Raw genomic sequence first — 6058 nt, forward strand, 5'->3', positions numbered from 1 at the left:
CCCTAATTTTTCTCCCCATCTCCCCATCTCCCCCTCTCCCCATCCCCCCATCCCCCCATCTCCCCATCACCCCATCTCCCCATCACCCCATCACCCCATCTCCCCATCACCCCATCACCCCATCTCCCCATCACCCCATCACCCCTACTCAAAAATATCAACCACCCAACAAATTCTTATATCTCCCCAAAACCATCAAAGGAAAATATTGCGGATAAAAATGATATTTAATATAAAAATGACAGGGAAACCCAGTACCAGTAAACTCCGACTCCAACCAACTCCCATCATCATTCTGAGTCGAAACCAAAAAATCAATACCCCTATCAATAACATCCCTAGCAAAATTACCAGTCGCCTCCCCCGCAGCCAATAACCCTATCAACGCCCAAGCAGTCTGAGAAGCCGTACTTTTTCCCTTACCCTTCAACGACGGATCATTATAACTCCGACAACTCTCACCCCATCCCCCATCCGAATTTTGACAACCAACCAACCAACTCGCCCCCCTCTCAATAAAACCTCGGTGACTTTCCCCTGCCACAACAGCCAAAGCCGAAATTACTCCACTCGTACCATATATATAGTTAACTCCCCACCTACCAAACCAACAACCTTCCTCCTCCTGCTCCCTTTCCAAATAAGCGATCGCCCGTTTCACCCGCCAACTATCCATAGACAACCCACAACAACCAACCATTTCCAACACCCGCGCTGTCACATCCGCCGTATTCGGATCTATCATGGCCTTTAAATCTCCATAAGGGATACCATTTAACCAATCTTGATCATTATCCACATCAAAAGCCGCCCAACCCCCAGGTTCACATTGCATCGAAGCTACCCACTCCATAGCACGAGCGATCGCCACTCGTTTCAGCTCCTCATCAGGCAACTCCACATTATCTAAAGCCATAACCACTACCGCCGTATCATCTATATCTGGATAAAAACGATTGATAAATTCAAACGCCCAACCCCCCGGTTTACCCAATTTATTCTTAACCGCCCAGTCACCATAATCCAAAATTTGCTGTTCCAATAACCATTCCCCAGCTTTAACCACTGCCGGATGACTAGGAAGAATACCAGAATCAACCAACGAACGTATTACCCAAGCGGTATCCCAAACAGGAGAAACACAAGGTTGTACCCAATAACCATCCCCAGTTTCTATACCAAACCTATCTATAGCCTCCAACCCCCGCACCACTATAGGATCTGCCACATCATATTCCAAACACCGCAATGCCAACATAGAATTTAACATTGCCGGAATAATACCCCCCCAGTCACCCGTAACTTCTTGCCTTTCCAAAATCCATTTTTCTGCTGCTTTTAAACCCTCTTCTCGCAAAGGCATCAAGTTAAAATTTTCTGCCAATTTAAAAGCTTTATCTAACCCCAAAAATAAATCCGTCATATCGTATTGCCGGGGTAATTCAAAAGTAGCATTGTTAATTCCTTCGGCATAAAGTTCATCCAGATTTATTGTGGGGTTGACGGAAAAAATCGGCTTTTTATCAAACACAATTAATAGTGGAACAGTGCTACTTCTTGCCCAACTTGACATTTCATAAATAGTAAATGGAAAATCTTCAGGAAGTAGCATAATGCTAGGAGGAATAGAAGGAATACCTTGCCAATTGTAGCATCCAATTAAAGCCAAATGTAATTTCGTGAAAATTCTACTGCAACTAATACCTCCTTTTTTAATAATAAATTCTTGTGCTTTAAGCATGATTGAATCTGTTTTTGCAACACCCAATAATCTCAAAGCCATATAAGCTTCAATAGAAGTGCTTAAGTCTCCCCCATCACCATAAAATAATTCCCAACCCCCATGTTCTCGTTGTTGGGAAATTAGATAATTTTTTGCTTTCTCAAGAGGTCTTTTATTATCGGTTTCCCAAATTTTATGTAGTAAAACTATTTCTGCTGTTATTGTTACATTTGATTCTAATTCACCCCACCAGTACCCTTCTGGCTTTTGCAGATTCAATAGATAGTTTTGACTCGCTAAAATTGATTGTTTTACTTTGCTTTTTTCTATCATTTTTTCTCAAAAAAATAAAACTCTTTATTACTATCTTTAAAATCATAATTTACTTAATAAATTATGCCTATTTATTTTTGATTATATTTAAGCATTTTGATAGAAAATAAATGAAAATTTAATAATTTTGAGGTAAGCATTCAGCCGTCAGCCATCAGCTATCAGTTATTGCTTTTAATTGAGGATAAAAGCTTGATTAATTGTCTTACTACAAAAGTTGGCTCCCTTACCCTTAAAGTCTATATGAATTTAAACACTTTCCCATAAGAGAGAGTTTTGTTGCTGATAGCTGACTGCTGATAGCTGAATGCTTACATTTTGAGTAATTAGGGAACCTTACCTAAAATTTATTGTCAGAAGATAACTAGATTCTGTATAGATAGATCGGCCTCACAGTGTTGCTATAGCTCTCTGAGAGGCTTTCCTTTAATAATTAATAATTAATAATTAATAATTAATAATTAATAAATAGACAGTGCAAAGTTCTTGGAATAACTATTGCTAGCTAAGGCTTTCAGTGATCTAAGGGTTGAAAACTTTTTATTCAAAGCTGTAAGTACTGTAAGCTTTTTCCAGTCCTTGAATACTAATTCCTCCTTTGGTGTGATAATGGGCTAATAACTCATAGCTGATAGCTGATAGCTGACCGCTAAATACTTACCGAATAATTAATAATTAATAATTAAACAATTCAGGTTTAAAGCCTCCCCTTTTAAGGGGAAAAAAATAAATATAGCAATCCTATTTTATTCGTTTCAAAAATCTTACTGCTTTTTAGGGAACAGGGAACAGGTAAGAGTTTCAGTTTTTTTATCTACTTTTTGATTTGTCGCAACCTATTTAGGATTGCTATAATATTTCCTTATATTCAATTCTGTAACGGTTTTAACCAGAGGTAATTATTAATTATCCATTATCAATTATCCATTATCAATTATCAATTAATGAAAAAACCATGGGAATCAAAATTATTACTTTTAACATTCGATATGATAAACCAGACCCTGGAAATTATCGATGGGAGGTCAGAAAAAATGCTGTAGCTAGTCTAATTTATGAATATGCTCCAGATATAATTGGCACTCAAGAAGTTAAAGTAAATCAGTTATTAGATTTACAGCAATTATTGCCTAATTATTACAGTCTTGGAGGTGATAGAAGAGGTACCGGTGATGATGAACACTGTACAATATTTTATCATAAAGATAAATTAAATTGTCTCGACCATGGAGATTTTTGGCTGAGTGAAACACCAGATATACCAGGTAGTATTACTTCTAGTTGGGGAAATCATTTACCCAGAATAGCTAGTTGGGCAAGATTTAATGTTGTTGAAGATAATCGGCAAATAGTTATTATTAATACGCACTTAGATTATGACAGTAAAAAAGCTAGAGAATTGGGTGCTAAATTAATCTTTGATTCCCTACAAACAGAAAAATTAAATCCTGACAAAGAATCATTAATTATTGTCACAGCAGATTTTAACGACCAACCAGGTTCTATCGCACGAAATACTTTTTTAAATCCTTTGAAAAATGGATTATATTTATTAGATGTTTTATCTGATTTAAAGTTAAGTAATCAGATGACTTATAATGATTTTACAGACAAAGCTTTTCTGCCTATTGATACTATTTATTATGACAGTAGATTAAACTTGCACAGTGTGAAAGTAGAGAATAAAAAATATGATGGAATACTTCCTTCAGACCATTTTCCAGTAGTAGCAGAATTTAATACATCATTTTCAGTTTGACACGCCACTACTGGACTGTTTCATCTTAAATGTTGCATTAGAAAATGGGGTAATGGGGGGATGGGGTGACGAAAAAAGCTAATGCACTATTTTAGGTCAAACAATCCACTACTACACCTGGATTTAACGTTCCTTTTACAACAGTTTCTTAAACATAATCTCATTAATTAGACGTAATAAAAAAGTTCTTTTCTTTGAATTCTCTCCATCATATCCTTCCCAAAAAATAAGGTCTAAAGCCTCCCCTTTTAAGCTATCCATTATAAGCAAAATTCTTTACAAAAGTGGATAATGCCTATTATAAAAAGCTTACGACCATTTTGTTGGTTTTACAAGCTTTGACAAATTGACTAACTGGTGTACTCCTAAACCCACATTCCGCACCACAAAATGTAGCATAAAAACATAAGTCAAAAGTCAAAAGTCAAAAGTCAAAAGTAAGAAGTAAATTATAGTGGTCAATAGGAGTCAAGGATTCAGTAAGTGTTTATGCTTAATATTTAATCCTTGAATTTGACTCTCGATTGAGGTAAATGAAGATAATTTATATAGTATAAATACTTAAACTTGCTACGGACTTTATACTAATTTTTATGTTACAAATTGAAGTGCGGAATGTGGGAATCAATTGTCGCACCTATAATACATTTTATAGCGAAAACTCCTAGTGCAGGATGGCAGAAATAACTAACCAGTTACAAAATCCGAAAAGCCTTACCAATCAATACTTTTGACTTTTGACTTTTGAATGCATGATTTCCGCGTAGCGGCACTAGAGATGTGAACGTGACTACGCTTTATTGCCCGTCGCGTCGTTTCCATCCACCGCTTAAAAGACGGTGGTTTCCCACTTACCGAAATTTTACGATGATATTTACTGCCAATTAATAATTGATAATTGATAATTAATTAATCAATATTTAAAGCGTATTCTTTTCATAAAAAAAAGTTTACAATTTCTTAAGAAAAAGTTTACAATTTCTTCGGCTATATCAATTTTCAATTTTCTTCCTTTGAGACAGAAGTAATTATTAATTATTCATGCTTTAACTATCAATGTGTTAAACCTTTTCTACTTATTGAATACTAAAATCTAGTCAACAAGTTTTATCCAACCACGGCGGAGATTATAAAATAATCTATTAATGATGGCATACTCGTCATCATTCAGATAACCAGCTAATAAGATGTTCTGAATTTGCTGGCGTTCATCGGCAGTAATAACACTGGAACACATTACTTGAGTAAATAATTCTTCAAGTGCTTTTTGTTTGGATGATATATTGAGTAATTTCATAAAAATTAATTAACTAATGATTAACTAAGGATTTCATTTTTATTATTAGATATTTTATAATTAAATAAAGTGATTCAAGTAATATTTAGTTTATAATTGTTGTCAACTCAATTTGTAGTTAATATCATCTCAAAATGTGAGTATATTTTTGTGTTTTTGTGATTTGTGTCACTCATATATAATCTCCCTAAGTTAATTGTCGTATAGTTAAGCTATGAAGCTATTTTGGACTAGGGACCAGGGAGTAATATCATGTCCGGATAATTAGTTTTCTGCTGTACAATACCTATACAATTCCAGCAAAACTCGGTAAAACCTGACCCACCCCTCTCGCTCCCCTCCCAGGAGGAGATGGGGGTAGGTAATGTTTGTTTCTTGCTTCAACCTGGGAGGCTGCCCTCTTCCAGTTCACAAGCGTAAATTCGGGCACAGCCTACCCTATTTTTTTCATTAAATTCCCCATACTGAGATAACACCAGTGTCGCATTCAAGTCCCGGTCTATTTTCATTCCACAGTGAGGACAATCAAAGGTGCGGTCTTTTAACTTTAATTTTTGATTAATACGACCACAATTATGACAAGTTTTGGATGATGGAAACCACTGGTCAGTTAGCACTACTGTCCCACAAGAGCTTACTATTTTGGTTGTCAATCGTTGTCTAAATTCATAAAATCCTTTCCTAGCTATATGATGCTGCAAATCTACTATTCTACCATAATTATCCCAAAATACTAGCTTTATGCAGCTCTTTAGACCGAAAAGCTTGCACTTTTTTCAACCAAAAAAGGCTGAAATCAATATCAGTTAATGCTTTGATCTTTAATCAACAAGCCCTAATTATTCGGTAAATTTAATATTATCGGCCTATATTTACCCACATTTTTAATCTGGACGAGCTACTACTACATTATTATATACAAGTAAGATTGACAGCGATCACTCTG

Annotated in this window: 5 protein-coding genes; 1 reads left to right on the forward strand and 4 read right to left on the reverse strand. The window is 35.5% G+C overall.

All coding sequences use genetic code 11. The annotated features are described in order from the left end of the window. Positions 1–2: 2 nt before the first annotated feature. Entirely contained in the window at positions 3–131 is a 129-nt protein-coding gene (locus F6K54_RS38580) for a hypothetical protein (protein WP_293089413.1), read from the reverse strand. Between the two features lie 26 nt (positions 132–157). Next, the gene (shc, locus tag F6K54_RS38585; RefSeq protein WP_293089415.1) at positions 158–2056 is read right to left on the reverse strand and encodes a squalene--hopene cyclase; all 1899 of its coding nucleotides are present in this window, start codon (positions 2054–2056) and stop codon (positions 158–160) included. Positions 2057–3011: 955 nt separating this feature from the next. Between shc and F6K54_RS38590 the strand changes: the two genes are divergently transcribed. Then, positions 3012–3815, forward strand: coding sequence for an endonuclease/exonuclease/phosphatase family protein (locus tag F6K54_RS38590; RefSeq protein ID WP_293089417.1), 804 nt, complete (start codon positions 3012–3014; stop codon positions 3813–3815). A gap of 1093 nt (positions 3816–4908) precedes the next feature. Here F6K54_RS38590 and F6K54_RS38595 read toward each other — a convergent pair. Continuing rightward, positions 4909–5052, reverse strand: coding sequence for a hypothetical protein (locus F6K54_RS38595; RefSeq protein ID WP_366558366.1), 144 nt, complete (start codon positions 5050–5052; stop codon positions 4909–4911). A 440-nt stretch (positions 5053–5492) separates the two neighbouring features. Beyond that, on the reverse strand, positions 5493–5813 hold the full coding sequence (locus tag F6K54_RS38600) for a zinc ribbon domain-containing protein (RefSeq protein WP_293089420.1): 321 nt from the start codon (positions 5811–5813) through the stop codon (positions 5493–5495). Positions 5814–6058 lie beyond the last annotated feature (245 nt).

Origin of the sequence: Okeania sp. SIO3B5, from assembly GCF_010692555.1 — a bacterium.
Lineage (GTDB): Bacteria > Cyanobacteriota > Cyanobacteriia > Cyanobacteriales > Microcoleaceae > Okeania.